Below are 26,066 nucleotides of genomic sequence, written 5' to 3'. Positions count from 1 at the left end.
TTACGGCCATCGCAGCATGCTTATTCGTTGCCGCCTCATTTGAGGTCAAAACGGCACTTTTCTTAATATCCCTGCAAAACAAATGGTTGAAGTGATAATTATTATCACTACCATTGTGAACATTCTGTGTTGATTTACTCATAATCAGCCAGCAAATATTTAACCTGAAATGTACTATACCCAAAATAAATGGGTAATTGAGAAACATAAGGTAGGGCATATGCAACAGCAATCAGTCGGCACATTTTCACTCGACGAGAATGTCTGGCAAGGCGTGACGATAACAGAGAGTGCTGCCGCGCAAATTACCCGGCTCATGCAACAAGACCCGCAAATTAAAGGGTTGCAGCTCGGGGTCAAGCAGTCCGGTTGCGCTGGGTTTGCCTATGTGATGGATATGGCGAAAGAGCCAGCCGACGACTGTCTGGTGTTTGAGCAAGGTAGCGCCAGACTCTACGTGCCATTAAAAGCGATGCCATTTATCGATGGCACCGAGGTGGATTACGTCCGCGAAGGGCTAAACCAGATCTTCAAATTTAATAATCCTAAAGCTCAGCATGCCTGCGGGTGTGGCGAGAGTTTTGGCGTTTGAGCGATGTAAACGAAATGACACGAAGCAATGTAGAAGTGCCAGATGATGTGCAGGCTTGGGTCAGCGATGGTCGCTACAAAGAGGGATTTTTCACACAGTTGGCGACAGATGAGCTGGCGAAAGGCATCAATGAAGATGTTATCCGCGCCATTTCAGCGAAACGTAATGAACCTGAATGGATGCTGGAGTTTCGACTCGGCGCTTATCGCAGCTGGCTAGAGATGGAAGAGCCGCACTGGCTGAAAGCCCATTATAAGAGTTTGGATTATCAGGATTATAGCTATTACTCTGCGCCCTCGTGCGGCAGTTGTGATGATAGCTGTGATTCGCAGCCGGGCGCGGTGCAGCAGTCGTCGGCAGAGAGTGATTACCTTACCGCTGAGGTGGAGTCGGCGTTTGCCCAGCTCGGGGTGCCGGTACGAGAAGGGGCCGAGGTGGCGGTTGACGCTATTTTTGACTCGGTTTCTGTGGCGACCACCTATCGCGGCAAGCTGGCTGAGCAAGGGATTATTTTCTGCTCGTTTGGCGAAGCGATTCAAGAGTATCCGGATCTGGTACGTCAGTACCTGGGGTCTGTGGTTCCGGCAAAAGATAACTTTTTTGCCGCGCTGAATGCGGCGGTGGCCTCTGATGGCACTTTTGTCTATGTACCAAAAGGGGTGCGCTGCCCGATGGAATTATCCACCTACTTCCGGATCAATGCCGCCAAAACCGGTCAGTTTGAGCGCACTATTTTGATTGCCGACGAAGGGAGTTATGTCAGCTATATTGAGGGCTGCTCCGCGCCAGTGCGTGACACCTACCAGCTACATGCCGCAGTGGTTGAAGTCATTTTGCACAAAAATGCCGAAGTGAAATACTCCACGGTTCAGAACTGGTTTGCCGGTACTGAGAGCACTGGCGGTATTCTCAACTTTGTCACCAAGCGCGCACTGTGTGAAGGTGAGGGGTCAAAAATGTCGTGGACCCAATCTGAAACCGGCTCCGCCATTACCTGGAAATACCCGAGTGTGATTTTGCAGGGTGATAACTCAATCGGCGAATTCTTCTCAGTGGCGCTGACTAACGGTTACCAGCAGGCCGATACCGGCACTAAGATGATCCACATTGGCAAAAACACCAAATCAACAATTATCGCCAAAGGGATCTCTGCCGGACATAGCCAAAACACCTATCGTGGCCTGGTAAAAATTCTGCCCGGTGCGGATAACGCCCGTAACTTCACCCAGTGTGATTCGATGCTGATTGGCCCGGACTCCGGTGCGCATACTTTCCCCTATGTGGAGGTGCGCAATAATTCAGCACAATTGGAACATGAAGCGACCACCTCAAAGATTGGCGATGACCAACTGTTTTATTGCTTGCAGCGCGGCATCAGCGAAGACGATGCCATCTCAATGATTGTCAACGGTTTTTGCAAGGATGTCTTCTCCGAATTGCCGCTGGAGTTTGCCGTCGAAGCACAGAAATTGTTGGCTATTAGCCTGGAACACAGTGTCGGTTAAGCATGAGTTGAATAAGCATTCGCCACGTTTTGCGCACCAAGGAAACCTATGTTAAGCATCAAGAATTTGAAAGTGAGTGTTGAAGGTAACGAGATTCTGAAAGGGTTGGATCTGGAGATCAAACCCGGTGAAGTGCATGCCATCATGGGGCCGAACGGCTCGGGGAAAAGCACCTTATCCGCCACCTTGGCGGGGCGTGAAGAGTATGAAGTCACTGAGGGGAGCGTGGAATTTAAGGGTAAAGATCTGCTGGAGTTAGCACCGGAAGATCGCGCGGGTGAAGGTGTGTTTCTGGCCTTCCAATACCCGGTGGAGATCCCTGGCGTCAGTAACCATTTCTTTCTGCAAACGGCCGTCAATGCGGTGCGTAAATACCGCCAGCAGGAGCCGCTGGATCGTTTTGACTTCTCAGATTTCATCGAAGAAAAAATTGAGTTGCTCAAAATGCCCGCTGATTTGCTGACCCGCTCAGTTAACGTGGGTTTCTCTGGTGGCGAGAAAAAACGTAATGATATCTTGCAGATGGCAGCACTGGAACCCTCCTTATGCATTCTGGATGAGACCGACTCCGGGCTGGATATCGATGCGCTAAAAATAGTGGCCAACGGCGTGAACTCGCTGCGCAATGAGCAGCGCGCATTTATTATTGTGACCCACTATCAGCGTATCCTCGACTACGTAAAACCTGACTTTGTGCATGTGCTGTATCAAGGCCGCATCATCAAATCCGGTGATTTCACCCTGGTAAAACAGTTGGAGGAGCAAGGCTATGGCTGGCTTACCGACCAACAGTAAAACATCTGAACAAAGCAGTGCGCCAGAACCAAAACGGATGCCGGAACAGCAACGTATGCTGGAACAGCAGCGCATTAATGCACTGAAAAATTTTGGTCTGCTATTCAAACAGCGCGAGAGCGGTAAAGGTAGCGAGGCAACGGCACATTGGCAGCAGGTGCTGGAGTTGGGCTTTCCCAGCATTAAGCATGAAGATTGGAAATATACGCCCCTGGAGCGTCTATTGGCCCATGATTTCAGTTTTGCCAGCGCTCCGGCCGTAACCGCCGCTCAGCGTGATGCCTTGTCATTGGTGCAAGATGCCCATCGCTTAGTTTTCATTGATGGCAGGTATGCACCTGAGTTAAGTGACAGCGACTGCGGCCCTTATCAACTCACCCACCTGACGCAGAGTGTGCCGCTACCTGCCGCTATCCGGCCGGAAATCTTTTTGCACCTGACAGAGAGCCTGGCGCAGGAGAGTCTGCACATTCGTCTGCCGGCGGGGCAACAGAGTGATAGGCCCCTCTACCTGCTGCATATCAGCTCAGGCAGCGGGTCTGAGGTGGTGAATACCAGCCATTACCGTCATCATTTGTCGGTTGAAACAACCGCGCAGGCGGAAGTGATTGAGCATTTTGTCAGCCTCAACCCGCAGCCGCATTTCACCGGCGCACGGCTCACGATTAGCCTCGGTGATAATGCTGAGTTGAGCCATTACAAACTGGCATTTGAAACCCCGCAGAGCTACCACTTTGCCCATAATGATTTAGTGCTAAGCCGTGATGCGCGAGCGCGCAGCTACAGTTTCTTGCTCGGCGCGGGGCTGACTCGTCATAACACCAGCGCCCAGTTAAATGGTGAGGGCGCGACTTTATCTATCAATAGCCTGCTGCTGCCTATCGGGCGTGAAATCTGTGATACCCGCACCTATCTGGAGCACAATAAAGGGTATTGCGAAAGCCGCCAGTTGCACAAAACCATAGTGCGTGAGCGGGGTAAGGCGGTGTTTAACGGCATGATTAAAGTGGCCCAGCATGCGCTAAAAACGGATGGTCAGATGACCAACAATAACTTGTTGCTGAGCAAGTTAGCCGAGGTGGATACCAAGCCACAGCTGGAAATCTACGCCGATGATGTGAAATGTAGCCACGGGGCGACAGTGGGGCGCATTGATGCCGAACAGCTGTTCTACCTGCAATCGCGTGGCATCAATCAAGCTGATGCGCAGCAGATGATTATTTTTGCCTTTGCCGCAGAGTTAACCGAGGCTATTCACAGCGAGACCATCCGTAAAGTGGTACTGGCGCGGATTGCTGACCGGCTGGCGGGAGAGTCGCTATGAGTTTTCCTATTGAACGGGTAAGGGCTGACTTTCCACTGCTCAGCCGTCAGGTTAATGGGCAACCGCTGGCCTATCTGGACAGCGCAGCCAGTGCGCAAAAGCCACAGGTGGTTATCGACCGGGAACTTAACTTCTACCGTGAGGGTTATGCGGCGGTTCATCGGGGCATTCATAGCCTGAGTGCCGAGGCGACCCAACAGATGGAAGCGGTGCGCAGTCAGGTGGCTGATTTTATTCATGCCGCCTCTGTCGAGGAGATAGTCTTCGTTAAAGGCACCACCGAGGCCATCAATCTGGTGGCAAACAGCTATGGCCGCCACTTCCTGCAGGCGGGCGATAGCATTATCATTACCGAAATGGAGCATCACGCCAATATTGTGCCGTGGCAGATGGTGGCGAAAGATCTCGGTGTTGAAATTCGCGTATGGCCGCTGACGGTAACCGGTGAGCTGAAACCCGGTGCACTGCTGGATTTGATTGATGACACCACGCGGTTGCTGGCGATAACCCATGTCTCCAATGTGCTGGGGACGGTGAATCCGATCCAAGAGATTGTTGCTCAGGCCAAAGCGGCTGGGTTGGTGGTGCTGGTGGATGGTGCGCAGGCGGTCATGCATCAAGCGGTGGATGTGCAGGCACTGGATTGCGATTTTTATCTCTTCTCAGGGCACAAACTGTACGGGCCGTCTGGCATTGGTATTCTGTACGGCAAAAGTGCACTGTTACAGCAGATGCCGCCATGGGAAGGGGGCGGTTCGATGATCAAAACGGTGAGCCTGACCCAAGGCACCACTTTTGCTGATGCCCCCTGGCGTTTTGAAGCTGGTTCTCCAAATACCGCAGGGATTATGGGGCTTGGCGCGGCAATTAGTTACGTCAATGAGTTGGGCCTTGCACAAATCCAGCAATATGAGCAATCGTTGATGCAGTACGCGCTGGAACAGTTGAGCCAAATCTCGAGTCTGACACTCTATGGCCCCACGGCGCGGGCAGGGGTGATAGCCTTTAATCTGGGGTCGCACCACGCGTATGATGTCGGTAGCTTCCTCGACCAATATGGCATTGCGATTCGAACCGGTCACCATTGTGCTATGCCGCTGATGGCATACTACAAAGTACCGAGCATGTGCCGTGCCTCACTGGCGCTGTATAACACCCGTGAGGAAGTTGACCGCTTGGTCGCAGGGCTACAGCGTATCGAAAAATTGCTGGGCTAAGATTCAACAGTTGGCGACAGCTCGCGCCAAAGGGGTTATACCCAAAGCCCTTGTTGTTGCAGGCTGCAAGCGAACAGGCCGGTGACACCAGGGGCAAAGGGTGTTTTTATCTATTTAGGAAGCATGTGATGGCTGGTCTACCCGATAAAGATAAGTTGATTCGTAACTTTTCCCGTTGTTTGAATTGGGAAGAAAAATACCTGTATGTGATTGAGTTAGGCGCGCAATTGCCGCCGTTAACCGAACAGCAGCGCCAACCGGAGAACCTGATATCCGGTTGCCAAAGCCAAGTGTGGATCGCCATGACCCCCTCTGCGGCGGGGCAAGTGCTGTTTGCCGGTGACAGCGATGCCGCGATTGTCAAAGGTCTGGTTGCCATTGTGTTTATTCTCTATCAAGGTTTAACCCCACAGCAGATAGTCAGTTTGGATGTACGTCCATTCTTTGCCGACTTAGCCCTGAGTCAGCACCTGACACCTTCGCGCTCGCAAGGTCTGGAAGCGATGATCCGCGCGATCCGCGCTAAAGCAGCGGCCTTATCGGCTAGCTGACCTCCCGTCAACATTTTGTGCTTTATTCATGATTGACTGACCATTTCTGTGTTATGGGTCACAGTATTAAAGTGGTGATATTTCAGCAAGTTAAATCATCAGTCATGGCCGATAAAGCACAATACATTACATTGTAACACCTTGATTTGTAGAGATATAAATTGCCTTTATAATAAGGGCTGTTACTATATGGTGGCCTTATTATTGGCTGCTAAAATTAACGTAGATATACCCTCATCTTTCAAACTGTAGGTGTGTTGGCAACTTGCGTTCACCCGCATCACTTACTGACGTAAGCGCATCGGGATGCCGCTTTCCTGCACTTGAAATCTATTGGGTATCGCCGTGTAAACCGAATTTGAAGAAGTGATGTAGGAACTAAGCATGAAACGTGCATTAACTTTGATTGGTATGTTATTCGCAACTTGCGTGGCGGGAAGTATCACTGCTGCCAATGCGACCGAGTATCCTCTACCGCCAGCCAATAGCCGTCTGATTGGCGAAAATACCACCTATATTGTGCCAAACGATGGCCGCCCACTTGAGGCTATTGCAGCCGACTACAAAATCGGCTTATTGGGGATGCTGGAAGCAAACCCGGATGCTGACCCGTATCTGCCATTACCGGGTTCAGTGTTAACTATCCCAACCCAGATGTTGTTACCTGATACCCCACGGGAAGGTATCGTGATCAACCTGGCGGAACTGCGCCTTTATTACTACCCGAAAGGCCAGAACAAGGTGATAGTGTACCCAATCGGTATCGGCCAGTTAGGGCGTAATACCCCAACGATGACGACCTCTGTCAGCCAAAAGATCCCGAACCCAACCTGGACACCAACAGCGAATATCCGTAAGCACTATCTGGCCGAGGGTGTGACCTTGCCTGCTGTTGTTCCAGCCGGCCCGGAAAACCCAATGGGTCTGTTTGCGATGCGCCTGGCCGCCGGTGGTGGTGAGTACCTGATCCACGGTACTAATGCTAATTTCGGCATTGGTATGCGCGTCAGCTCCGGTTGCATTCGTTTACGTCCTGATGATATTGAAGCGCTGTTCAAATCAGTACCTAAAGGCACTCGCGTTCAGATCATCAATGAGCCAGTCAAATATTCGGTAGAGCCGGATGGTAAACGTTATGTGGAGGTTCATCAGCCGTTGTCTCGTGTCGACAGTGATGACCCGCAAACAATGCCAATTGCGATTAGCAGCAGCCTGCAGAAGTTTATCGACGACAGCCAGACTGATGCACAAGTGGTGCAGAGTGCGATTGTACGTCGTGCTGGTATGCCGGTGATTGTGACGGTAGGCGCAGCGGCACCAGAGCAAGCTCCTGCTGCTGTAGCGCCTCAGAGCGAGCCGCAGACTCAACCGCAGACCGAAGAGCAGCAACCGACTGAACAGCCGACGCCTAAGCTGGTTCAGCCAGGCCCGGTTTACTCCGCAGCCAACTAAGTCTCAGCTCCACCTTTACCATGGCTGCATGTCGGTCATGGTAAAGTTTTCACTCCCTTCTGAATCAATTCTAATCAATGATGTGAGACAAATAGCCTAAGTGCCAGTTATGGCGCGTGACAGCCTTGTTACGGCGTTTTTGGCGCTAAAGGGTAGGTTGGGTTCAGTTCGGTAGCTTGCAAGCGAGCAGGGCGGTTTTGCGAGGTAAAAAAAATGGCGCACAATGTGCGCCATTTTTCATTCAGGAAGTAATATTACTTCTTGTAAGCGTGAGCTTGGTTGTCCAGACGTTGGTTAGCACGTGCTGCATCGTCTTTAGCTGCTTGAACGTCAGAACGGATTGCGTTCACGTCGTTGCTCAGTTGGTCAACTTTAGCGTTCAGAGTCTGAACGTCAGAAGACAGTTGATCGATTTTAGCATTGCTTGAACAACCAGCCAGCATAGTAGAAGCCAGAATTACCGCGCCCAGTACAAGTTTAGTACGATTCATTATTAACACCCTCTAGATTAAGTTAATCTCCATGTAGCGTTACAAGTATTACACAAAGTTTTTTCGAAAGAGAATAAATTTTTAGTGTTAGAGGGGTTTATTTTGATCGTTCGCTCAAAGAAGCATCTTGTTTTAAAAAAAAGTTAAAAAAACGAGACAAAACAGCCTGATTCTATGGGATAAGTCTTATTTGAGAAATGACTCTGGCAGGATTAGGATAAAATGGATTTTTTCAGAAAGTTTATTTGGTTCGCTTAAAAAAGAAAACACCGCTATTGGAAGCGGTGTTTTTAATTAGCGTACAGTTGTGCGTGTTGAGATTATAACACGTGCACTGATGAAGTATTAGTGGTGCCACTTGGTACTAACGCACCAGAAACCATGATCACCACGTCACCTTTCTGTGCCAAACCGCTGGCCAGCGCCGCTTCTTTACCGATACGGTAGAAATCATCTGTTGAAGCAATTTCGTTGACCAGTTGAGTGATCACGCCTTTGGTCAGAATTAACTGACGGGCCGTGGTTTCATTGGTGGTCAGTGCCAGAATAGTTGCAGTTGGGAAGTATTTACGCACTGATTTGGCCGATTTACCGCCACCTGTGGCGACGACGATCACTTTTGCTTCCAGTTTTTCTGCGGTTTCTACAGCACCACGGCAAACGGCTTCAGTGATACGCATTTTGCGATTGTCGTTCAGCGTTTCGATGCGGCTAGGCATGATACGGTCTGTACGCTCGCAGATGGTCGCCATGATGGTGACAGACTCTAATGGGTACTTACCCTTAGCACTTTCACCAGACAGCATCACGGCGTCTGTACCGTCCAGGATGGCGTTAGCAACGTCGCCAGCTTCTGCACGGGTAGGGCGTGGGTTTTTGATCATTGAATCGAGCATCTGAGTTGCAGTGATAACAACTTTGCGAGCACGGTTACATTTTTCAATCATCATCTTCTGCGCGAAGATAACTTCTTCAACCGGGATCTCAACACCCAAGTCACCACGGGCCACCATGATGCCGTCAGATGCTTCCAGGATTTCGTCGAAATTATTCAGACCCTCCTGGTTTTCGATTTTAGAGATGATTTGGATGTGGCCGCCACCGTGTGCTTTCAGGTGTTCGCGGATTTCCAGGACGTCTGAACGTTTACGGATAAAGGATGCCGCAACGAAGTCTACGCCTTGCTCACAACCAAAGATCAGGTCAGCTTTATCTTTTTCAGCTAATGCTGGCAACTGGATAGAGACGCCCGGCAGGTTAACGCCTTTGTTTTCGCCCAGATCACCGTTGTTCAGCACTTTACATACCACGTTGCTTTCAGTGACTTCTGTCACTTCCATGCCGATCAAACCATCGTCAACCAACACCGTGTTGCCGATTTTCAGGTCAGCAGCGAAACCTGGGTAGGTCACAGCAACGATAGTATTGTTGCCAATCACGCTTTGATCAGTGGTGAAAGTGAAAGTCTGACCTGCAACCAGAGCCGCATCTTTGCCGCCTTCCAGTTTCATGGTGCGGATTTCAGGGCCTTTGGTGTCCAGCAGGATACCCGCTTTCAGGCCAGTTTTCGCCATGACAGCACGGATATTCTTGATACGTTGACCATGCTCTGCATAGTCACCGTGGGAGAAGTTCAAGCGCATAACATTCATACCTGCATTCAGCAGGTTCGTCAGCATCTCTTCGGATTCGGTTTTTGGACCGATGGTACAAACAATTTTAGTCTTTTTCATGACGGATTTTTTCTACAAGTTGTGATGGATAAAAAGCGAATATTCCGTTTAATCGAGCAACGGAGTGGGGATCTGATTAGTGTCTGGTGTAAAGAAACGTGCCCAAGAAGCAAAACATTACTAAGAATAGATGACAGTTGTGGAAGTTGAGCGGAAAACTTTAGCACGAGGCTAAACGCATGATCGGTATACGACGGCGTATAGGTGAGTTGTATTTTTTTAGCGTATCTACAGATCAAGAGGCTGAAACCATTCAACTGAAACGACGGTTCGTATTATAAGCGGTAACTAACGGGAAATGAAATAGAAAACAGGAACTCATTGCCGTTTTTTATAAAAAGGGGAGATTAGTCGCGCAAACACTAAGAGTAATGCCTAATTTGTTGCGCAACAGATATTTGTTTTAACACTTTTAACAAATTCATTGATGAAAAACAGAATATTGAGAGCGACAGAATATCAGTGAGGATTGAGAAGTCAGGTGGTAAAATGGGAATATGGGAATATGGGGAACATCGAAAATAGCAGAGTGGTGCGTCCGAATGGACTCGAACCATCGACCCCCACCATGTCAAGGTGGTGCTCTAACCAACTGAGCTACGGACGCACATTACCCTACAAATAATAAGATTGGTGCGTCCGAATGGACTCGAACCATCGACCCCCACCATGTCAAGGTGGTGCTCTAACCAACTGAGCTACGGACGCAATACCATAATCTTATTACCTGCCATCAATGCTGACAGCGGGGACGAATATTAACGATCCGCCCGACGGCTGGCAAGGAGAAAAACACAATATTCACCGCAAACTCACGTAATTGCTGCGCTTTTACTCATTGCGCTGTTTTTTTCCTCATCTTTTCGCTTTACCTAAGCATTAATCGCCAGTTTGACTCCAGCGATTAACACTTAGCTAGGCTTGCCTAGTGTGCTGCTTTTTGCAGGATAAACGCCGTCGGTTGTTTTTGTAACCAACGGATGCGCAGTGCCATTAAGATCGCCGCAGCGGTTAAGCCGATAACGAAGCCTATCCAGAAACCACTTGGCCCCATTGCGGGGACAATATAGTCGGTCAGTCCCAGCAGGTAACCACTCGGTAACCCCAGCAACCAATAAGCTGTAAAGGTAATAAAGAAGATCGAACGGGTATCTTTATAGCCACGTAATACACCGCTGCCGATCACCTGAATGGCATCAGAGAGCTGATAGAGCGCCGCTAGCAGCATCAAATGGGAGGCCATCATCACGACTTCAGGTGTTTTGTTATACAGCAGGGCAATATGTTCGCGGAAAATAACCGTAAACACCGCAGTTATGCAGGCCAGCATCAAACCGACAGCAATACTGGTATAAGCCGCGACCTTTGCTTGATCAACCGAACCCTGACCGAGGCGGAAGCCAACACGAATAGTGGCCGCCACACTCAGTGACATGGGTAACATAAACATCAGTGAGCTGAAGTTGAGCGCAATCTGGTGCCCGGCAACCGCGACGATACCGAGTGGCGAAACCAGTAATGCTACTACAGCAAACAGTGTCACTTCGAAAAACAGCGCCAGCGCAACGGGTAGACCAAGGCCGCCCAAACGTTTCATCACTTGCCAGTCTGGTGCTGCAAACCCTTTCTCCAGTTTGATGTCTTGCTGCGAGCGAGCGCGGGTAACATACCACCGCATCATCAGGAACATCACCCAGTAGACGGTTCCGGTGGCCACACCACAACCCACGCCCCCTAACGCCGGTGCGCCGAATTTACCGTAGATGAAAATATAGTTAATCGGAATATTAACCAGCAAACCGATAAAACCTATCACCATCCCCGGTTTAGTTTTGGACAATCCTTCGCACTGATTACGCAACACTTGGAAGAACAGATAGCCGGGCGCGCCCCACATAATGGCATGTAAGAAACCAACGGCTTTATCCGCCAGTATCGGGTCAATATTATGCATTTGCTTAATAACGTGGTCGCTATTATATAGCACAAACATAATGAGCAGTGAAACGCACAGCGCCAGCCAAAATCCTTGCCTGACTTGATGGGCAATCTGGTTACGCCGCCCGGAACCATTAAGTTGGGCAACCGTAGGGGTTAGCGCTAGCAGTAAACCATGACCGAATAAGATTGCCGGTAGCCAGATAGATGTCCCCACGGCCACCGCAGCCATATCGGTTGCACTAACAGAGCCGGCCATAATGGTATCAACCACGCCCATTGCCGTTTGGGACAGTTGCGCGATGACGACGGGAATAGCGAGAGCCAATAAGCTACGCGCCTCTACTATATACTTCTGCACGTATGCACCTTCTTTATTTATTGAGGCTATTTATCGCTAAATAAGCGTTAAATAAAATAACGGAAACAATCTATCCAAAATACTTGGGGTTGCAGGTAGGTAGCAAGTATAGCCCGATGGTCTGACGCCGCTCAGTGATTCGGGTAAGAGAGAGAGGGAGTCACTAGCAAGCCTACAACATCAAGAAAAACGAGTATAAAAGATTGTACCTTCTCGCCGAGCTTAAGCAATCCTTGTCATTAAATATCAGCAAAATACCGCGTATGCAGTTTTTTATTCTAAGTGGTTTGGTTTTCCGTATCTTCTGAGGCAAAATCAACGCAGAGATCACTTCTTTTTACCGCTGACTGATGAGAGGCATGGCGTATGTTTACCGGTATTGTTCAAGGCACCGCGCCGGTGGTTGCCATCGAAGAAAAATCTAATTTCCGTACTCATGTGGTGGAGATGCCAACTGAGATGCTACCTGAATTAGCCTTAGGCGCTTCTGTTGCCCACAATGGTTGTTGCCTGACGGTCACTGCGATTGAAGGCCATCGGGTTAGCTTTGATTTGATGAAGGAGACACTGCGCATCACTAACCTGGGTGATATTCAGGTGGGGGATGTGGTTAATTTGGAGCGCGCAGCTAAATTCAGTGACGAAATTGGTGGGCATCTTATGTCCGGCCATATTATTTGTACCGCTGAAATAACCAAAATATATACATCAGAAAATAATCGTCAGATCTGGTTTCGAATGCCCAGCGCTGATTTGATGAAATATATATTACATAAAGGTTTTATCGGTATTGATGGTATCAGCCTGACCATCGGTGAAGTCGTCGGCAACCGTTTTTGTGTGCATCTGATCCCGGAAACACTGGCACGCACCACGCTAGGTAAAAAGCGCTTAGGGCATCGGGTCAATATCGAAATAGATCCGCAGACGCAGGCTGTGGTGGATACCGTTGAGCGAGTACTGGCGCAGCGCGATATTGTCCATGCCACTGAGTCCGTGGAAAAAACAGTGCGTGAGTAAGTAGGATAAAAGTGAAGCAGGGGCTGTGCACCCCTGCTATCAAACCAGTCATGTTTAAATTGCGGCACTCTTAACGGGGAGTCCGAATACCGCCCTCTACGCCATTAGGGCTAAACAGAACTTGCCACAATTGAATGTCTCTGGCGCGGAATGCCCCAGCACACGCATTCAGATAATAGCTAAACATCCGTTCAAATCGCGAGGAGTAATTCTGCGCCAGAGTTGGCCATGCCGCTTGGAAACGGGCATACCAGGCCATTAATGTTCGGTCATAATCTGCGCCGAAATTATGCCAATCTTCCATGATAAAATAGGGCTCGCTGGCCTGAGCAATATGTTTCACCGAGGGCAGGCAACCATTTGGGAAGATATATTTATTAATCCACGGATCAATACTGAGATCAGTGCGATTAGCGCCAATGGTGTGCAGCAAGAACAACCCATCAGGTTTTAAATTGCGATTTACCACCTCAAAATAGGTGCGGTAATTCTTTGGCCCCACATGCTCGAACATCCCCACCGACACAATACGATCAAACTGTTCATTTAAATCACGATAGTCTTGCAGCAAGATAGTGACATCCAAACCTGCGCAGCGCTCTTGCGCCAATTTTTGCTGTTCCGCTGAAATGGTCACCCCTGAGACTGAGACCCCGTAATGGCGGGCGGCATAAGCGGCAAGTCCACCCCAACCACAACCGATATCCAGCAGTTTCATGCCCGGGGCTAATTGCAGCTTTTCGCAGATCATCTGCAGCTTATTTTCCTGCGCTTGCTCAAGAGTCGTGGCCTCTTTCCAGTAGCCGCAGGAGTATTGCATATTGGGGTCGAGCATGAGGCTAAATAGATCATTACCTAAGTCATAATGCTCTTTGCCGACAATCCAGGCGCGTTTCTTTGATTGCAAATTGATCACACGGGCGGCGGCAATACGTAAAGTATCTTTGAGATGGTGTGGAAGTTGATTTTCCAGGCCAGCACGGAGAACTCGCTGGAAAAAGATATCCAAGCGATCGCACTCCCACCAACCGTCCATATAACTCTCACCTAATCCCAAAGATCCTTCTTGTAATACCCGCTTAAAAAAGTCTGGGTTATTAACTTGAATGTCGAAGGGGCGTGAGCCATTGATCTCAATATCAGCCCGGTTCAGCATCTCTTGCACTATGCGGAACCACGGATTTTCTTGAATGCTCTGGTCTTCTATACAGGATGAACTCATAGCTTCTCCATCACTTTCTTCTGACTTATGACCCGCGATAATTATCTATATGCGCGAAGACATACCAATTAGGTTGTTGTGACCTTGGTGTCTGATATCCGTTACGGACAGAGGAAGATTAAGAAGAAACCCTAATTATGTTTTGGTTTAGGGTAACTCATCCATAAGAGTAAATGTGACGCAATCCACGCGCACAGAAAGTGCTTAAGATAATGCTTTTTTTTAATGGTATTGTAATCGGTTAAACCGAGTATAGGCTTGCCGGGACGCTTTCTCAATACTAAATCGCTCCCGGCTTTTATGCCGCTTAGTGACTATTTCTATTGAAAATTAATTCCCTTTTTATCTTTTCGCAGCGCATAGCAATGAATGCCATATCCCAATAGTGCTAACACAACCGTCGACAGCATCACCGTCACTGTTGCCAGCAATGCCTGGCTGATAAAAGCGGACACCATCATGCTCGCGACAAAACACAACCCTAGCTGAAGCGTGTTTTGCAGTGCAGCGGCTTTGCCAGTGTTCGCCGGAAAAGGCATTAATGCATTCGCTACGATAATAGGGTAGCAGGCACCATTCACAAGCGCCATTATGCAGAAAGGAATAAGTAAGCTCACCAGTGTCGGAGTGGTAAAGGTTGCGATGAGATAGAGCGCGATCATGCTGGCGCTATACCCCGCCAACAGCCATGGCAGCAGGGTATTTCCTTTGATGCGAGTCAGAGCGCTACGGCAACCGAAACCGCCTAAGAGAAAAGCCAATGTCTGTGGAACATAACTTAAACCGATGACGTTCGGGCCATATCCCATGTCGCCCAAAATAAAAGGTGAACCGGTTAACCAAGCGAAAAATCCGGCACTACATGCGGCGAACATCATCACGTTGCCGCTAAACTGTGGCGATTTCAATAACTGGTAGAAACTGATCCTAGCCCTACTTTGATCGGCTCTATCAGTCGCGGATTTTTTCCGCTCTTTCAACAGCGCCGTTGGGATCAGGAGCAGCAGAGTAACGGCCAGCAGAACGACAAAAATGGCGCGCCAACTGAAGTGATTTAACAGCCAGGCACCCAGCAAAGGTGCCAGTGCCGGCGACAACGCCACCAGCGGCATGATAGTTGCGAATACGCGGTTGGCTTTACCGTCGCGATAACGATCCACCACTAAGGCTTGCCAGCTCACGGCGGCAGAACAGACCCCCACCGCTTGAATAAAACGCAGGATTAATAACTGGGTGGCAGTCTCAACCCACAAAATCCCCAGACAGCCGATAGCAAATAACCCCAACCCGACCAACAGCACCGGTTTACGACCTATTTTATCCGATACCGGCCCCCAGATAAGTTGGGCGATAGCGAAACCGGCGAGGAAGATGCTCAGACTGGCACTGATGGCACCGGCGGAGGTTTGCAGCTCTTGTTGCATTGCGCCAAAGGCGGGCAAATACATGTCGGTGGCCAGATAACCCAGCATACTTAAGCCAGCCAGGTAGAACATGAAGCTAGAGGTGGTTTTCATTCTTTATTCTCAATGTGAAAATGTTGCAGGCGTTGCTGTTGTCAATATGTTGTTATTGTAAATGTATTATTACAGGCAATTTTATTGCGGGGGCATTCTATCCGGCGAGTGATTCGATTGTGAAACGGTAATATTTGCGCCATGCTATCAAAATATTTGATGTCTGAATAAATGAGCAACAGGAGCAGAAGATAATGTGGTCTGAATACTCGCTGGATGTGGTTGACGCGGTCGCACGTACCGGTAGCTTCAGTGCCGCCGCTCAAGAATTGCACCGTGTGCCATCGGCGATAAGTTATACCGTGCGCCAGCTTGAAGAGTGGCTGGCGGTGCCGCTGTTTGAACGGCGTCATCGTGACGTAGAATTAACCGCCGCAGGTGTCGTTTTTATCAAAGAAGCTCGCGATGTTATCAAAAAAATGAATGGCACTCGCCGTCAATGCCAACAAGTGGCGAATGGCTGGCGAGGGGAGTTAACCATCGTGGTGGATAAAATCGTCAAACCACAGCGCAGCCGCCGCTTAGTTCTGGATTTCTATCGACATTTTCCTGATATCGAATTACGGGTACGTTATGAGGTGTTCAATGGCGTCTGGGATGCGCTGGTGGACGGGCAGGCTGAAATGGCCATCGGCGCCACGCGTGCGGTGCCAGTCGGAGGGCGGTTTGTTTTTCGCGACATGGGCTTTTTAAGTTGGCAATGTGTGGTGAGTGTCGAACACCCATTAGCGCGGTTAACCGGGCCACTGACCGATGATCAGTTGCGGCCTTACCCCGCACTCTGTCTGGAAGATACCGCGCGCAACCTGCCGAAACGGGACACCTGGACCTTAGATAATCAGCAGCGGTTGGTGGCACCGGACTGGGCGACGGGGATTGACTGCCTGTGCGCGGGGCTATGTGTTGGCATGGTGCCTGCTCATATGGTCTCGCCGCTGATTGCGCAAGGGAGGCTGGCAGCGCTAAGCTTGGCTGAACCGCTACCGGATAGCCCATGCTGCCTGACGTGGGAGCAGAACAACCACTCACCGGCACTGGCATGGTTGCTGGCGTATTTGGGTGACAGTGTCACGCTAAATGCTGAGTGGCTGAAAGATGACAACCCATCAGCTACTCAGCATGACGACACCAGCAACTGAGAGCAAATAACCGTGCCGGTAGCCGAGTTTGCTACCGGCAGAAGAGAGTTAGCGGCGATAATCGCGGAACGGGCCATCCGCAACAGAACGTCGCTCGACCAGTTTCGGGTGCACCTCAATGGTCTGGGGATCTTCGCGCTTGCTGACAATACGGTCGAGCAACATCGCAAAAGCGGTTTCACCTAATCGCTCTTTTGGCTGATGAATAGTGGTCAGCGCAGGGGAGAAGTAGCGCGCGTTGCGCACATTATCATACCCGATCACTGAAATATCTTGCGGCACCCGCAAGCCCAGCTCATCGGCTGCGCATATTGCACCCATCGCCATAATATCGCCGCCACAGAATACCGCGGTCGGGCGATGTTTTTGCGTCAGAATCTGGTGCATGGCTTTATAACCGGACTCCGGTTCGAAATCGCCCTGAACCACCCATTCATCACGCAGCGTGATATTGGCCTCCTCCAGGGCTTTCAAAAAGCCCTGATGGCGACCACCGCCAGTATTACGGGATAGCTGGCCGGGAATAGCGCCGATATCTCGATGACCGCGCTCAATCAGATAACGTCCAGCCAAATAGCCGCCTTCAAAGGCGTTATCGATAATCGAGTCAGTAAAGTCGCCACGTGCTGTCCCCCAATCCATCACCACCATCGGGATATTACGATAATCTTCCAGCATCCCCAGCAACTGCTCGGGATATTCTGAACACATCACCAGCAGTCCATCAACACGCTTTTGTGCCAGCATCGCCAGATAGGCTTTCTGTTTATCCAGATTATTATGAGAGTTACATAAAATCAGCGTGTAACCCTTGCTATAACAACTGTTTTCAACCGCTTCGATCACTTCAGCAAAATAGGGCGCTTCGCTGGACGTTGCCAGTAAACCAATTGATTTGGTGTGATTAACTTTCAAACTACGGGCCACAGCACTGGGTGAATAATGCAGTTCTTTAATGGCCGCCCACACGGCAGCCTTAGTATTTTCGGCGACGAAACGCGTTTTGTTAATCACGTGCGAAACGGTGGTGGTGGAAACACCCGCGTGTTTGGCCACATCTTTAATCGTTGCCATAAAAAAAATGACTCCTAAGCTCACCTGTTACAGTAGGTAAGTATTATGTTAATCGTTTGCCTGCAGACGCGAAACCACTCAGACAGAAGCATGTTATTGGCTGGAAAATGGAATCAGCTGGTTGTCTGAGAGTATTTATTGGACGTTATTGGTCGGTATGCAGTTATGAACTGCGAATTTTGGCTGATCTGGAGGAAAAGTGAAAGAGGTATTCAAAGTTATAAAGTGCGTAATGAGCACAAGATTTTTTTTCTGAATTGTGGGAAGATATTTTAACACACTAACTATGTGCCTTTTCCCTACGACAAACTGACCGGCTGAGGAGTTTTTATGGATACCAATCTGAAAATGTCGCTGATTACGACTGTTGGTGCGCTGGCGATGATTATTGCCTTTAGCTTCGTGGCGGTAATGAATTAATTAAGCCGCTTGCCGGTAAAATAGTAAAGTAGGGCGGTTTACCCGCCCTTAATTATTGCTTGATGTGCTAACACATCGTCTCGCGCTTATTGCCTTCTCAGGCTAAATTCTTCTCAACGAATGCCCAGTTAACCAGCGCCCAGAAATTTTCCAGATATTTTGGCCGCGCATTGCGGTAATCAATATAATAAGCGTGTTCCCACACATCCACCGTCAGTAACGGTTTATCCGTGGTCGTCAGCGGGGTTGCCGCATTAGATGTACTCACAATCGCCAGCGTGCCATCGGCTTTTTTAACCAGCCAAGTCCAACCTGCGCCAAAGTTTTTCACTGCGGCATCGGTAAATTGTGCTTTAAATTCAGCAAAAGAACCAAATGATTGATTAATGGCATCAGCCACTTTACCGGTCGGCTCACCACCACCATTTGGTGACAGACAGTGCCAGTAGAAAGTATGGTTCCAGACTTGGGCCGCATTGTTAAAGAGACCACCGCTGGAGGTTTTTACTATCTCTTCCAGCGTCTTGTCAGCAAACTCACTATCTTTAATCAGATTATTGAGGTTAATCACATAGGTATTATGGTGTTTGCCGTAATGGTACTCCAGCGTTTCAGCTGAGATATGGGGTTCCAGTGCATTTTGTGCATAAGGTAATGCCGGTAATTCAAAAGACATAGCTCTCTCCTTTCGGGTTGCTCAGGGTGTTTGCTCCTCAAATCCCATCAATAGCCGCAGGCCATGATGTGGCGAAGAGCGGTTAAAAGCTTAATTGTTGTATTTTTGTTGTGGGTATAATCTTAACAATTTTCGACAGAAATGACAGTTATAACCACAGTATTAGTATGGCATTGGCATTAGCCAAGATAGATCACGGGGATAACAGAAGTTTGGCGAGTGGGGTACTCACAGCCAACAGCAGTGCTGGCTGTGAGTTGAAGAATTAGCGGATAGTTTTAGGTGTGACCACGCGGCGAGCACCCACATAGTGATCTTGCCAGTAGTCGTTATTCAGCATACTAATGCGGATCTCTTCGCCGGTACGCGGGGACTGAATAAATTTGCCATTACCTAAATAGACACCGACATGATCGGCAACGCCGCGATTGGCAATATTAAAGAACACCAGATCACCACTCTCTAATTCAGCACGTTTGACTGGCGCGGCATCACGTAAATGATACATCTCGTTAGCAGTACGCGGCATTTTTATTCTGATCACATCTTTATAGGCGTAATAAATAAGCCCACTGCAATCAAAACCAGTATTCGGCGAGGTGCCGCCCCAACGATAAGGTTTACCGACTTGTTTCATCAGTTTGCTCATTGCCGTTTGCTTCGCATGTTGGTAGCGCTTTTTATGGGCAGGGCTGAGCTTGATTTTATTATTTGCAACTAATTCTGTGCCAGCTTTACCTTGAGTCTTATTTCGATGCCGACCATAAGCAATTTTTTCTGTTTTTTTGACCGCCGCCACTTTTTTGTTGGCCGCTGTTTTAGTATTCGTTTTTTTAACACTGCTGGGTTGTTTTATGGTGGGTTTACTTATTTCTTGCACTTTCTTCTTAAGAGCTTTCGTTGTGTTACTGGCTATGCTCTTTTTATTGCTGCTGACGGCGGTTTTATTGGTGCTGGTTTTGCCGGTGGCAGTTTTAGCGCTGGCAATTTTCGCTTTCTTGGTACTTTTATCAGCTTTTCGCTTTTTACGATCATCAGGGCTGGCTTGGCTGACCTGACCTCTCTTTTGCTCCGCCGACACCTGTGCCTGCGGCGACGCATGCGCCAAATTTAAGAATAGTTGGGTAAACAGCAGCACAAACAGCGTAAGAATTAAACGCATAATAACGCTACCAACCTTAGCCCTGAGATGAATATGAAGAGTCACAGTATTGCCGAAACTCGGGATATAAAAAAGCGAAGAGATACAGGATTCTAATCGATATTGTGAGAAAACGTTAATGGCTTCACAATTGTAGCTTATTTATGCTTTCAGCGAACTTAAATCAACCATTCGTCAACGAGTTATATCCGTCGTATCTAAAACCGTAGGGTTGTTAGCGACACTCACTCATCTGAATCACTGACTTGAGTTAGCGTATCGAGATTCGTTTGCTGGCAGACTACCTGTGGCCTCAATAACTTAGGGTATTATTGAAATAAACGCCTGCTACACGATAAAGAAGATATTAGTGAAGTGATGGGATCAAAAATGTTATTCTCAATGCACATATTTGTAGCTGACAGCTAACTCTTTGCTGATGGCATAAAGTCCCTGCAAAAGATGGCGTTTTATTCCAGCGGTGACAGTCGCTACAATAGAGCGGACGCAATAATGATATTGAGTAAAAAGCATTGTAGCCACGATATGGCTTGAGGAAGCAAGAAATGACGACGATTGATAAAATTCAGCGCCAGATAGCAGAAAACCCAATCCTGCTGTACATGAAGGGCTCGCCAAAGCTGCCAAACTGCGGTTTCTCTGCTCAGGCTGTGCAGGCGCTATCGGCCTGTGGCGAACGCTTTGCTTATGTTGATATCCTGCAAAATCCGGATATTCGTGCTGAGCTGCCAAAATATGCCAACTGGCCAACATTCCCGCAGCTGTGGGTAGATGGCGAATTGGTTGGCGGTTGCGACATTCTGATGGAAATGTATCAGCGTGGTGAATTGCAACAGCTGCTGAAAGAGACTGCAGATAAGTACCGTTCACAGGAAGATCAACCCGCCGCAGAGTAATGTGCGCTGGTGGTCAGTGAATCAAAAAAGGTGGCTTACGGGCCACCTTTTCATATTTATAACATGCCGTTTTCTGATAAAAAACGCGTTACTCGGACTCTCCCGCCGGTATTGGCCAGCCGCCCAATTTCTTCCAACGATTAACCAGCTCGCAGAACAGCTTTGCCGTTTGCATGGTGTCGTACAAGGCCGAATGCGCCTGGCTGCTATCAAACGGAATACCTGCGGTCAGGCAGGCTTTTGCCAACACGGTTTGCCCCAGCACCAGCCCGCTAAGAGCGGCGGTATCAAAAGTGGCGAATGGATGGAACGGATTGCGTTTTAAACTCGCCCGCTCAGCCGCAGCCATGACAAAACTGTGATCGAAATTGGCGTTGTGTGCCACGATGATTGCCCGGTTACAGCCTTGATCTTTTAGCCCTTTACGCACCGCTTTAAAAATGGCGTGTAAGGCATCGTGTTCACTCACTGCACCACGTAAAGGGTTGGTAGGGTCAATCCCATTAAATGCCAGTGCTTCAGGTTGCAGATTGGCACCTTCAAAGGGTTCTACATGAAAATGTAGTGTTTCATCCGGTAGCAACCATCCCTCTTTGTTCATCTGTAAAGTCACGGCGGCAATTTCTAATAATGCATCGGTTTGAGCATTAAAACCGGCGGTTTCAACATCAATTACTACGGGGTAATACCCACGAAAACGGCCACTCAGGGCGTTAAGGTCACTTTTATCTGCCATCAGTTTCTTATCTTCATCGAATTCAGCACACATTATGTCAAATTTTGGCGCAGGATGCAGGGGGATATCGCGATGATAAAAAAGGCACCGTGCTGGTGCCTGTTAGCTAATCAGTTTCCGAGGCCGTGTCCGGCGCTCTTATTCTCGATTAACTCGATTTTATAGCCGTCCGGATCTTCGACAAACGCAATGATGGTATTACCGCCTTTGACCGGGCCGGCTTCACGGGTGACTTTTCCACCCGCCTGACGAATGTGGTCGCAAGTGGCGGCCACATCATCCACACCCAGCGCCAAATGGCCAAATGCACTCCCCATCTCGTAGCTCTCTACGCCCCAGTTATAGGTCAGCTCAATCACTGAGCCTTCACTTTCATCGCTATAACCGACGAACGCCAGCGAGTATTTATACTCGGTATTTTCGCTGGTACGCAGTAAACGCATCCCTAATACCTTGGTGTAGAAATCGATGGAGCGTTGCAGGTCACCGACGCGGATCATGGTATGGAGTAAGCGCATAATATCCTCTGTTTACATTTTGCCTGGTTATTGGGCAAGGGTGATGAAACCAGGTTCAAGTATAGCCCCGGCAATTAAATCAGTTCAATGGGTTACAGGAAATGAAACGGGGCAAATCATCACGGCCAGATATCGCCTGACCGTGATGAGATAGTCGATTAGCAGGTAGAACTCATTACAGCGTTGGGTAATCAGTGTAGCCCTTAGCACCGCCGCCGTAGAATGTTTCGCCATCAGGCTCATTCAGTGGGGCATGCTGTTGTAGGCGAGCGACTAAATCTGGGTTAGAGATATAGCTGCGACCAAAAGCTACCGCATCAATAAAGCCTTTCTCAATCAACTCTTCGGCCTTCTCGGCGGTATAGGCACCCGCACCGATAATAACCCCTTTGAAGCGCGCACGAACCGCATCACGGAACGCCTCTGAGTAAGGTTTACCACCGGCCCAATCTGGCTCGGAGATGTGCAGGTAGGCGATATGCCGTTTGTTCAATTCATCAATCAGATACAGTGCCGCTTCTTCCTGATCTTCACCATTATCCAGACCATTGAACGGCCCTAATGGGGAGATACGGATACCAATACGTTCAGCACTCCATTGGGCAGCGGTGGCGTCAACCACCTCCAGTGTCAGACGGGTACGGTTTTCAATGCTACCACCGTATTGGTCGGTACGCTGATTTGAGGCCGGAGACATAAATTGATGCAGCAAATAACCATGGGCGGCATGGAGTTCGATATAGTCAAAACCCGCTTCGCGCGCATTGGCGGTGGCCTGACGGAAATCATTAATGATGCCCGGGATCTCTTCTGTTTCCAAGGCGCGCGGGGTGGAGCAGGGAACGCGCACCCAGGCACCGTTTTCATCGCGCACGGTGGTGCGGGTATCAGCGGCAATAGCTGAAGGCGCTACTGGCGCTTGTTGGCCGGGCTGCAAGCTACTGTGCGAAATGCGTCCAACATGCCACAGCTGCACGGCAATATGTCCCCCCTCCTCATGCACCGCCTGAGTGATTTTTTTCCACGCGTTCAACTGCTCCTGAGTGTGTAACCCCGGTGCTCCCGCGTAGCCTTTTGCCTGGAAAGAGATCTGGGTTGCTTCGGTGATAATCAAACCGGCACTGGCCCGTTGACGATAATATTCCGCCATTAAAGGGGTTGGGATATCACCTGGCTCAATACTGCGTAAGCGAGTCAGTGGTGCCATAAATACGCGGTTTGGCAAAGTGAGCGCGCCAACCTTCAAAGGAGAGAACAGTTTAGCAGTCTTCATGGTGCGTCCTATATTAATAGACCAGTCAACTATTGGCTGGATAAATCCTGAAGCACAAAGTTTGCGATCAGAATCATTGGATTATTGGTTCGGCTGTAGAATCAATTCGATACTTTCTAGTGCACAGGTCAGCGGGGTAACGGAACGTTTTACCTTGGCCCGCAATGCCGCACCCAGCCACAAGGCATAGAGTGTTTCTGCGGTGGCGGCCGGGGAGAGCATGGTGCGCAGCGAACCCTCTGCAATACCGGCTTCGATGGCATCTTGCAAACGACCAATCACGCGGGCAGTGCCGATATCCAGCGCGTGGCGCATGGGTTCGGATAGATCACTCACTTCAGCTGATAGTTTAACCGCCAGACAAGCATTGTGGCACTCACTGCCGCAATAGTTAGCAATAGATTGAGCAAAATAGTGCAGCAAATGGTGACGTTTATCGCCTTGGGAGCCAGTCAGCAGACTCTCCATTGCCGTGTCATAACGATCAAAATAGCGCTGTAACATCGCCTCACCAAACACTTCCTTTGAGCGGAAGTAGTGATAAAACGAGCCTTTCGGAATACCCGCGGTGCTAAGTAGCAGGCTAAGCCCCATGCCGTTAAAGCCAAGGCGCAGACTGAGACTTTCACCTGTCGCTAGCAGGTGATCACGGGTGTCTACATGTGTGTGCTGTATTTTGTTCATGTCGCAGAGCGTAATAGACCGATCGGTCTAGGTCAATAAAAAAATGCCAGCGGATAACTTCACTGGCATTAACTATCTGTTTTTCTACCGAAAATTTATCGGTGCTTTTGGCTCATCTGTTAGCCCTGAGTGCGGCACTTCTCCAGCAGATCCATCCCAGATTGATATTCATTGGTTTGAATATTCATCATGCCCAATAGGGTATGGAAGAGATTATCCTGCGAAATTTCATCATGTTGTGCACTCTTGGCTAAACACTGGCGATCGATGCCATAGCTTTTTGTATATTCAGGTGATAACCACATTAAGAAAGGAATGTGGGTTTGCTGACCAGGGGCGAACATATAGGGTGTTCCGTGCAGATACATGCCATTTTCGCCCAATGACTCGCCGTGATCAGAGAGATAAACCAGTGCGGTATTAAATCTGGCACTCTGCTGTTGTAGCAATTTAATGGTGTTATCCAGCATGGCATCAGTATAAAGAATCGAATTATCGTAAGTATTCACCAGCTCCTGAGAGGTGCAATCCTGAATTTGGTTGCTATCGCAGGTTGGGGCAAATTGGCGGAACTCGGGGGTAGAGCGGCGGTAATAAGCGGGGCCATGACTACCCATTTGGTGTAATACGATGACCCCGTCACCTTGCAGCCCATTGATATAATTATCCAACTTATAGAGCAGCGCGTTATCTAAGCAGACACCATTCTCGCAGTCGGTGGTTAATTGCAGTTGTGTCACATCCTGATGGGGAGTGCGGTCACAGGCTCCTTTACAGCCACCATCATTTTCACGCCACAAAACATTCAGCCCAGCGCGGGCAAGAATATCCATCAAGCCCTCCTGATGGCTGGCCAGTGTGGCATCATAGTTTTTACGCGGCATATTGGAGAACATGCACGGCACGGAAATAGCGGTTTCCGTGCCGCAGGATGAGGCATTCTTAAAATAGGTCACATCCTGTTTTTGTAGGCGAGGGTTGGTTGCGCGACCATAGCCACCTAAGGAGAAGTTCTCGGCACGGGCAGTTTCTCCTACCACCAAAATCACCAAAGTTCTCTTCTGTTGCCCACTGATTACCGGCCCTTTATGGGCATCTTCACCAATCCTCACCAGCGACATATTGCTGGCGAAATATTTATGCCTGGCAAATTGAAAACTGCCGCTGACAAAGTTGGATGGCGTTAGCATCTTGACGATGCTTTTATTGTTGCGGATCAGCGAGGCGTAATCTTTATAAAACAGCGTCGCCACCAGCATGATAATGACCGCCGATAGCAGAATATTTGCCACCCGTAGCCCCAGCATGTACCACCAGGGGCGGGTTGCCTGAATCCGCACGAAGCAGATAATGATGGCAGGAGTGATACCGAGCACTAGCAGCCAGAGAGCCATACGTGGCGTGAAAAGGGCGGTGGCTTCCTGTGCGTTGGTCTCAAAGGCGTTTTGCATCATATTGGCGTCGATCACGGCACCATAGCTGAACATAAAGTAGTTGGCCGCAGCACCACCCAATAAAAATAGAATGATCAGTGGTTTGCGCAGCAAGGGGACGGCCAACAGGCTAAAAATGATATTGAGTGCGCAGAAAATCACCAGCGGAATGGTTGCGGCGAAGAAATAGCTTTCACTGCTGTCAAAACGGATCAGCGACCAGGCTTTGCTAATAAATAGCGCATTATGGCAGAGAGTGAAAAACAGCGCACAGCTGAGAATAAAACCGAGACTGTTACACTGTAACTTATATCGAACATTCATCGTGAAAATTGAA

At 49.1% G+C, this 26,066-nt stretch carries 24 protein-coding genes and 2 tRNA genes; 11 read left to right on the top strand and 15 right to left on the bottom strand.

The annotated features are described in order from the left end of the window. Positions 1–220 precede the first annotated feature (220 nt). The 7 genes from sufA to HRK25_RS16600 all read left to right on the top strand — a co-directional run bounded on the left by sufA (position 221) and on the right by HRK25_RS16600 (position 7,436). The gene (sufA, locus tag HRK25_RS16630; protein ID WP_032896177.1) at positions 221–592 is read left to right on the top strand and encodes a Fe-S cluster assembly scaffold SufA; all 372 of its coding nucleotides are present in this window, start codon (positions 221–223) and stop codon (positions 590–592) included. 14 nt (positions 593–606) lie between these two features. After that, complete coding sequence (sufB, locus tag HRK25_RS16625; RefSeq protein WP_032896179.1) at positions 607–2,097, top strand: Fe-S cluster assembly protein SufB; 1,491 nt, start codon at positions 607–609, stop codon at positions 2,095–2,097. 48 nt (positions 2,098–2,145) lie between these two features. Further along, positions 2,146–2,892, top strand: coding sequence for a Fe-S cluster assembly ATPase SufC (gene sufC / locus HRK25_RS16620; protein ID WP_005270311.1), 747 nt, complete (start codon positions 2,146–2,148; stop codon positions 2,890–2,892). After that, the gene (gene sufD, locus HRK25_RS16615) at positions 2,867–4,216 is read left to right on the top strand and encodes a Fe-S cluster assembly protein SufD (protein ID WP_032896182.1); all 1,350 of its coding nucleotides are present in this window, start codon (positions 2,867–2,869) and stop codon (positions 4,214–4,216) included. The genes sufC and sufD overlap by 26 nt, the downstream gene beginning before the upstream one ends. After that, complete coding sequence (sufS, locus tag HRK25_RS16610; protein ID WP_032896184.1) at positions 4,213–5,433, top strand: cysteine desulfurase SufS; 1,221 nt, start codon at positions 4,213–4,215, stop codon at positions 5,431–5,433. The genes sufD and sufS overlap by 4 nt, the downstream gene beginning before the upstream one ends. Positions 5,434–5,561: 128 nt before the next feature. Next, complete coding sequence (sufE, locus tag HRK25_RS16605) at positions 5,562–5,984, top strand: cysteine desulfuration protein SufE (RefSeq protein ID WP_005270320.1); 423 nt, start codon at positions 5,562–5,564, stop codon at positions 5,982–5,984. A gap of 384 nt (positions 5,985–6,368) precedes the next feature. Next, positions 6,369–7,436: a L,D-transpeptidase family protein gene (locus HRK25_RS16600; protein ID WP_005270323.1), complete on the top strand. Its 1,068-nt coding sequence runs from the start codon at positions 6,369–6,371 to the stop codon at positions 7,434–7,436. A 254-nt stretch (positions 7,437–7,690) separates the two neighbouring features. Here HRK25_RS16600 and HRK25_RS16595 read toward each other — a convergent pair whose 3' ends face one another. The 5 genes from HRK25_RS16595 to HRK25_RS16575 all read right to left on the bottom strand — a co-directional run bounded on the left by HRK25_RS16595 (position 7,691) and on the right by HRK25_RS16575 (position 11,959). Next, positions 7,691–7,927: a major outer membrane lipoprotein gene (locus tag HRK25_RS16595; RefSeq protein ID WP_005165631.1), complete on the bottom strand. Its 237-nt coding sequence runs from the start codon at positions 7,925–7,927 to the stop codon at positions 7,691–7,693. A gap of 320 nt (positions 7,928–8,247) precedes the next feature. Next, on the bottom strand, positions 8,248–9,660 hold the full coding sequence (pykF, locus tag HRK25_RS16590; protein ID WP_032896189.1) for a pyruvate kinase PykF: 1,413 nt from the start codon (positions 9,658–9,660) through the stop codon (positions 8,248–8,250). Positions 9,661–10,190: 530 nt separating this feature from the next. Then, a tRNA-Val gene (locus HRK25_RS16585) sits at positions 10,191–10,267 on the bottom strand. A gap of 24 nt (positions 10,268–10,291) precedes the next feature. Next, a tRNA-Val gene (locus tag HRK25_RS16580) sits at positions 10,292–10,368 on the bottom strand. 217 nt (positions 10,369–10,585) lie between these two features. Continuing rightward, entirely contained in the window at positions 10,586–11,959 is a 1,374-nt protein-coding gene (locus HRK25_RS16575) for an MATE family efflux transporter (protein WP_005270328.1), read from the bottom strand. Positions 11,960–12,325: 366 nt separating this feature from the next. On the opposite strand from HRK25_RS16575, the gene HRK25_RS16570 reads away from it, so the two are divergent. Then, positions 12,326–12,979, top strand: coding sequence for a riboflavin synthase (locus tag HRK25_RS16570; RefSeq protein ID WP_005270331.1), 654 nt, complete (start codon positions 12,326–12,328; stop codon positions 12,977–12,979). Positions 12,980–13,049: 70 nt separating this feature from the next. On the opposite strand, the gene cfa is transcribed toward HRK25_RS16570, so the two are convergent. Together cfa and punC are read right to left on the bottom strand one after the other, a co-directional pair. Next, positions 13,050–14,201, bottom strand: coding sequence for a cyclopropane fatty acyl phospholipid synthase (cfa, locus tag HRK25_RS16565; protein WP_032896194.1), 1,152 nt, complete (start codon positions 14,199–14,201; stop codon positions 13,050–13,052). A gap of 320 nt (positions 14,202–14,521) precedes the next feature. Then, positions 14,522–15,718: a purine nucleoside transporter PunC gene (punC, locus tag HRK25_RS16560; RefSeq protein WP_005270336.1), complete on the bottom strand. Its 1,197-nt coding sequence runs from the start codon at positions 15,716–15,718 to the stop codon at positions 14,522–14,524. Between the two features lie 194 nt (positions 15,719–15,912). Here punC and punR point away from each other — a divergent pair, with 194 nt between their 5' ends. Continuing rightward, positions 15,913–16,857 (top strand): DNA-binding transcriptional activator PunR, encoded by a 945-nt coding sequence (gene punR / locus HRK25_RS16555; protein WP_005270339.1) that lies wholly within the window; start codon positions 15,913–15,915, stop codon positions 16,855–16,857. Between the two features lie 48 nt (positions 16,858–16,905). Here the strand turns inward: punR and purR are convergent, their stop codons facing one another. Beyond that, positions 16,906–17,931, bottom strand: coding sequence for an HTH-type transcriptional repressor PurR (gene purR, locus HRK25_RS16550; RefSeq protein ID WP_005270340.1), 1,026 nt, complete (start codon positions 17,929–17,931; stop codon positions 16,906–16,908). Positions 17,932–18,261: 330 nt separating this feature from the next. On the opposite strand from purR, the gene cydH reads away from it, so the two are divergent. Continuing rightward, positions 18,262–18,351, top strand: coding sequence for a cytochrome bd-I oxidase subunit CydH (gene cydH, locus HRK25_RS16545; RefSeq protein ID WP_016266160.1), 90 nt, complete (start codon positions 18,262–18,264; stop codon positions 18,349–18,351). A gap of 97 nt (positions 18,352–18,448) precedes the next feature. Here cydH and sodB read toward each other — a convergent pair whose 3' ends face one another. Both sodB and HRK25_RS16535 read right to left on the bottom strand, forming a co-directional pair. Further along, the gene (sodB, locus tag HRK25_RS16540) at positions 18,449–19,027 is read right to left on the bottom strand and encodes a superoxide dismutase [Fe] (protein WP_005270342.1); all 579 of its coding nucleotides are present in this window, start codon (positions 19,025–19,027) and stop codon (positions 18,449–18,451) included. 265 nt (positions 19,028–19,292) lie between these two features. After that, the gene (locus tag HRK25_RS16535) at positions 19,293–20,189 is read right to left on the bottom strand and encodes a C40 family peptidase (RefSeq protein ID WP_005270345.1); all 897 of its coding nucleotides are present in this window, start codon (positions 20,187–20,189) and stop codon (positions 19,293–19,295) included. A 545-nt stretch (positions 20,190–20,734) separates the two neighbouring features. Between HRK25_RS16535 and HRK25_RS16530 the strand changes: the two genes are divergently transcribed. Then, complete coding sequence (locus tag HRK25_RS16530; RefSeq protein ID WP_004874252.1) at positions 20,735–21,085, top strand: Grx4 family monothiol glutaredoxin; 351 nt, start codon at positions 20,735–20,737, stop codon at positions 21,083–21,085. An 88-nt stretch (positions 21,086–21,173) separates the two neighbouring features. Here HRK25_RS16530 and rnt read toward each other — a convergent pair whose 3' ends face one another. From rnt to eptA, 5 genes are all read right to left on the bottom strand, one after another. Next, positions 21,174–21,821 (bottom strand): ribonuclease T, encoded by a 648-nt coding sequence (rnt, locus tag HRK25_RS16525; protein ID WP_072079948.1) that lies wholly within the window; start codon positions 21,819–21,821, stop codon positions 21,174–21,176. Between the two features lie 110 nt (positions 21,822–21,931). After that, on the bottom strand, positions 21,932–22,339 hold the full coding sequence (gene gloA / locus HRK25_RS16520; RefSeq protein ID WP_005270353.1) for a lactoylglutathione lyase: 408 nt from the start codon (positions 22,337–22,339) through the stop codon (positions 21,932–21,934). Positions 22,340–22,514: 175 nt separating this feature from the next. After that, on the bottom strand, positions 22,515–23,612 hold the full coding sequence (nemA, locus tag HRK25_RS16515; RefSeq protein ID WP_032896199.1) for an alkene reductase: 1,098 nt from the start codon (positions 23,610–23,612) through the stop codon (positions 22,515–22,517). Between the two features lie 81 nt (positions 23,613–23,693). Further along, positions 23,694–24,296, bottom strand: coding sequence for a TetR/AcrR family transcriptional regulator (locus HRK25_RS16510; protein WP_005270361.1), 603 nt, complete (start codon positions 24,294–24,296; stop codon positions 23,694–23,696). 119 nt (positions 24,297–24,415) lie between these two features. After that, entirely contained in the window at positions 24,416–26,053 is a 1,638-nt protein-coding gene (eptA, locus tag HRK25_RS16505; protein ID WP_005270364.1) for a phosphoethanolamine transferase EptA, read from the bottom strand. Between the last annotated feature and the right edge of the window lie 13 nt (positions 26,054–26,066).

It is taken from the genome of Yersinia bercovieri ATCC 43970, from assembly GCF_013282745.1.
Lineage (GTDB): Bacteria > Pseudomonadota > Gammaproteobacteria > Enterobacterales > Enterobacteriaceae > Yersinia > Yersinia bercovieri.
This window is presented reverse-complemented; position numbering and strand designations above follow the sequence as displayed.

Bases quoted from the DNA above. Each gene is read 5' to 3' on its own strand.
- sufA (WP_032896177.1), top strand. From the start codon at position 221: ATGCAACAGCAATCAGTCGGCACATTTTCACTCGACGAGAATGTCTGG.
- sufB (WP_032896179.1), top strand. From the start codon at position 607: ATGACACGAAGCAATGTAGAAGTGCCAGATGATGTGCAGGCTTGGGTC.
- sufC (WP_005270311.1), top strand. From the start codon at position 2,146: ATGTTAAGCATCAAGAATTTGAAAGTGAGTGTTGAAGGTAACGAGATT.
- sufD (WP_032896182.1), top strand. From the start codon at position 2,867: ATGGCTGGCTTACCGACCAACAGTAAAACATCTGAACAAAGCAGTGCG.
- sufS (WP_032896184.1), top strand. From the start codon at position 4,213: ATGAGTTTTCCTATTGAACGGGTAAGGGCTGACTTTCCACTGCTCAGC.
- sufE (WP_005270320.1), top strand. From the start codon at position 5,562: ATGGCTGGTCTACCCGATAAAGATAAGTTGATTCGTAACTTTTCCCGT.
- HRK25_RS16600 (WP_005270323.1), top strand. From the start codon at position 6,369: ATGAAACGTGCATTAACTTTGATTGGTATGTTATTCGCAACTTGCGTG.
- HRK25_RS16595 (WP_005165631.1), bottom strand. From the start codon at position 7,927: ATGAATCGTACTAAACTTGTACTGGGCGCGGTAATTCTGGCTTCTACT.
- pykF (WP_032896189.1), bottom strand. From the start codon at position 9,660: ATGAAAAAGACTAAAATTGTTTGTACCATCGGTCCAAAAACCGAATCC.
- HRK25_RS16570 (WP_005270331.1), top strand. From the start codon at position 12,326: ATGTTTACCGGTATTGTTCAAGGCACCGCGCCGGTGGTTGCCATCGAA.
- cfa (WP_032896194.1), bottom strand. From the start codon at position 14,201: ATGAGTTCATCCTGTATAGAAGACCAGAGCATTCAAGAAAATCCGTGG.
- punC (WP_005270336.1), bottom strand. From the start codon at position 15,718: ATGAAAACCACCTCTAGCTTCATGTTCTACCTGGCTGGCTTAAGTATG.
- punR (WP_005270339.1), top strand. From the start codon at position 15,913: ATGTGGTCTGAATACTCGCTGGATGTGGTTGACGCGGTCGCACGTACC.
- purR (WP_005270340.1), bottom strand. From the start codon at position 17,931: ATGGCAACGATTAAAGATGTGGCCAAACACGCGGGTGTTTCCACCACC.
- cydH (WP_016266160.1), top strand. From the start codon at position 18,262: ATGGATACCAATCTGAAAATGTCGCTGATTACGACTGTTGGTGCGCTG.
- sodB (WP_005270342.1), bottom strand. From the start codon at position 19,027: ATGTCTTTTGAATTACCGGCATTACCTTATGCACAAAATGCACTGGAA.
- HRK25_RS16535 (WP_005270345.1), bottom strand. From the start codon at position 20,189: ATGCGTTTAATTCTTACGCTGTTTGTGCTGCTGTTTACCCAACTATTC.
- HRK25_RS16530 (WP_004874252.1), top strand. From the start codon at position 20,735: ATGACGACGATTGATAAAATTCAGCGCCAGATAGCAGAAAACCCAATC.
- rnt (WP_072079948.1), bottom strand. From the start codon at position 21,821: ATGGCAGATAAAAGTGACCTTAACGCCCTGAGTGGCCGTTTTCGTGGG.
- gloA (WP_005270353.1), bottom strand. From the start codon at position 22,339: ATGCGCTTACTCCATACCATGATCCGCGTCGGTGACCTGCAACGCTCC.
- nemA (WP_032896199.1), bottom strand. From the start codon at position 23,612: ATGAAGACTGCTAAACTGTTCTCTCCTTTGAAGGTTGGCGCGCTCACT.
- HRK25_RS16510 (WP_005270361.1), bottom strand. From the start codon at position 24,296: ATGAACAAAATACAGCACACACATGTAGACACCCGTGATCACCTGCTA.
- eptA (WP_005270364.1), bottom strand. From the start codon at position 26,053: ATGAATGTTCGATATAAGTTACAGTGTAACAGTCTCGGTTTTATTCTC.